2 protein-coding genes are annotated in these 3,014 nt (G+C 63.4%); one reads left to right on the top strand and one right to left on the bottom strand.

Annotated elements, in window-relative coordinates:
* On the top strand, nucleotides 1-800 hold an 800-nt coding region (locus AC16JP_RS03425), incomplete at its 5' end, for an SPASM domain-containing protein (RefSeq protein WP_484339201.1).
* Nucleotides 801-836: 36 nt separating this feature from the next.
* On the opposite strand, the gene AC16JP_RS03430 is transcribed toward AC16JP_RS03425, so the two are convergent.
* The coding region (locus AC16JP_RS03430) for a TonB-dependent receptor (protein ID WP_484339202.1) at nucleotides 837-3,014 on the bottom strand (2,178 nt) is incomplete at its 5' end.

Consider the following 3,014-nt stretch of genomic DNA (forward strand, 5'->3'; position numbering starts at 1 on the left):
GCCGCTATCGTTCGGGCGCACCGTCGCACCATCTGGTGATGGCCGCACTGGAACGGCTGCAACGCCACGGGGTCGAATATAATGTGCTGGCCTGCGTCGGCAGCCATTCGGAAAGCCGCCCGCTCGACGTCTATCGCTTCCTGAAGGCAAGCGGCGTCGATTTCATCCAGTTCACCCCGGTCGTCGAACGTCTGGCGACGGGCGCCTACAGGCAAGCCGGCTTCGAATTGCAGGGGCCAGACGAAAGCGCCGGGGCGGCCGTTGCCCCGTTCACCACCAGCCCGCACGGCTGGGGCGAGTTTCTGGTCGCGGTCTTCGACGAATGGCGTAGCCACGATGTCGGGAAGACGTTCGTGATGAACTTCGAATGGACGCTGGCGTCGCTTCTCGATGTGCCGGGCGGTGTCTGCGTCCATCAGGAAGAATGCGGCCGCGCGATCGTCGTCGATTATGATGGCGACGTCTATTCCTGCGACCACTATGTCTATCCCGACTATCGGCTGGGCAACCTGGCGCGGCAGGGCCTGGCCGCAATGGTCGATTCCCCGCAGCAGCAGGCGTTTGGCAGGGCTAAATCCGAAACGCTGCCGGAACAATGCCGTCGCTGCCCGCATCTGAAACTGTGCCGTGGCGGCTGCCCCAAGCACCGCTTTGCGGCTGCGCCGCAGTCGCTCCCCGGTGTGAATTATCTGTGCGAGGGCTACACCCGCTATTTCGCGCACGTGACCCCGGTGCTGCGCCGGGTCGGCGCGCTGCTGAAAGCAGGGCGCGACCCGGCAGAGATCATGCAGAACCGCTGAGCGCGACCGGCATTCCGGCCGCGCCGGGGGCGCCGGTCAGAAGCGCACCACGCCTTCCAGCGTGATCATGCGCGGCGGGCCTACCATCACGACGTGGCTGTTGTTGCCCAGAAGCGGGGTGTTGAACGCCTGTGTGATGATCACCTTGTTCGACAGGTTGCGCCCGACCAGCGCCAGTTCCCAGCGGCGCCCCTCGTCGCGGATGGCGATCCGGCCGTCGAACCGGGTGTAGGGGTCCATGCTGTTCAGCGGATTGAGATCTCCCTGCAGATAGGAGCGCGAAGTGTGATCGGCCGAACCCCGGGCGGAAATGGCAAGACCGCCGCCCAGCGGAGCATCGAGCTGTACATAGCCCGAACCCTTCCAGTTCGGCGCGCGCACCAAGGTCGATCCGGCAAGATTGTTGGTCGCGGGCGTGCAGGTGGGTGGCGCGTTCCAGAGGCACGGGCCGCCGGGATAGTCATCGTAGGTGGCGTCGAGATACGCGCCCGAGAAGCCGAAGCTCAGGATTTCGTTCGCCCGGAAGCGGGTTTCCAGCTCCACGCCCTTGGCCGTCGCCTCGGCGGCGTTGCCGGTCAGGAATGCGGTCCCGTTGAATGACGAAACCTGCAGATTGTGGAACCGGGTGTGGAACAGCGCCAGATCGATATCGAGCCTGCGATCCAGCAGGCGCATTTTCGCCCCCAGCTCCCACGAGCTGGCCTTTTCGTCGTCGAAATCGAAACGGGCGTTGTTGTTGAGGATGTTGTAATACAACAGCCCGTCGTTCGAAATGAACCCGCCGCCCTTGGTGCCGGTCGCGTAGCGCAGATAGGTCGCGACTTCTGGCGCGAACTCGTAGCGGACGCTCAGCGAATAGTCCCAGAGCTTCTCTTTGCGCTTGCCGGTGATGTCATAGTCGAGGTTGTTGGCCGGGCGGCGTGCGCCGGTATAGACGCTCCGGGCGCGCGCGCTCTTGTCCTCGTGGCTGTAGCGCAGGCTGCCATTGATGTTCAGCTCGTCCGTCGGATTGATGTCGAGGATCACATAGGGCGACCAGGACTTTGTCTTCTGGTCGAACGGCCGATGCGCCAACCCGTCCGGCAGCGTCGGGATGCCGGCTGCGTTGCCGGTGTACCAGACGTCCTGCACGATATGGATGTCGGCATTGGTGTAGTTGATGCCGAACACCGCGTTCACCTGATCGACGATGTCGATCGACGCCCGTAGCTCCTGCGAGAACTGCCTGGTGCGCTCGGCCTGCAGGGTGTTCAGCAGCGGCAGCCCGCCCGGAATGGTGTTGAACGTGCGCGACGCGTTCAGCAGTTGGTGCGCGGTGATCGAGGTGATTTCCCAGTCGCCCGGCTTCCATGACAGCGTCAGCGCTGCCGTCCGCGAGTTGGTCAGGTCGATTTCCTCGGGCGTCGCGCGGCTGGTGCGCCAGAAGCCCGGAAACTCCTGTGCGCTGGCGCCGCCGCTGGCGTTGCGAACCAGATTGCATAACCCGCAACCCGGATTGCCCAGGCTGTTGAACATGGCGTTCGATCCGGTGATCTCGTTGCGGAACGCCTCGAACTTGAACAGCGCTTCGAAATCTGATGTCGGCTCCCAAAGCAGTTGGGCGCGGCCGGATTTATATTCCGTGCCGTTGTCGCGTTCGCCGCTCAGGCGGTTTTCGATGTAACCGCGCGCGCCGCCGATCTGGCCGCTGAAGCGCGCACTCAGGGTTTCGCCAAGTGGCCCGGAAACGAACCCGCTGGCGCTGAGTCCGCCCTTCACGACTTCGGCGCCCACGCGCGCCTCGGCGTGGAAGTCGCGCGTCGGCCTGCGGGTGACGATGCTGATCGCACCGGCGTTGGTGTTCTTTCCGAACAGCGCGCCCTGTGGCCCACGAACCACCTCGACCCGCTCGATATCGAGGAACGGCACCTGCAACGATCTGGCGCGGCCTGAATGCACCCCGTCGACGAACAATCCGACCGACTGTTCAAACGCCAGATTCTGCGCCCCTGAACCAAGCCCGCGAATGGTGATGGCATAATTGCCGTTGGTGTTGTCGATCTGCATGTTGGGAACGGTCGATTGCAGGTCGGTGAACTGGCGCATGCCCTGATTTTCGATCGTGGCGCCGCTGACCACGCCAACGGAAATCGGCACTTCCTGCAATGTCTGAAGCTGCTTGGTTGCAGTCACCAGAATTTCGTCACCCTGATATTCGCTACCCTGAACGGGTTT

The organism is Sandaracinobacteroides sp. (assembly GCF_057137845.1).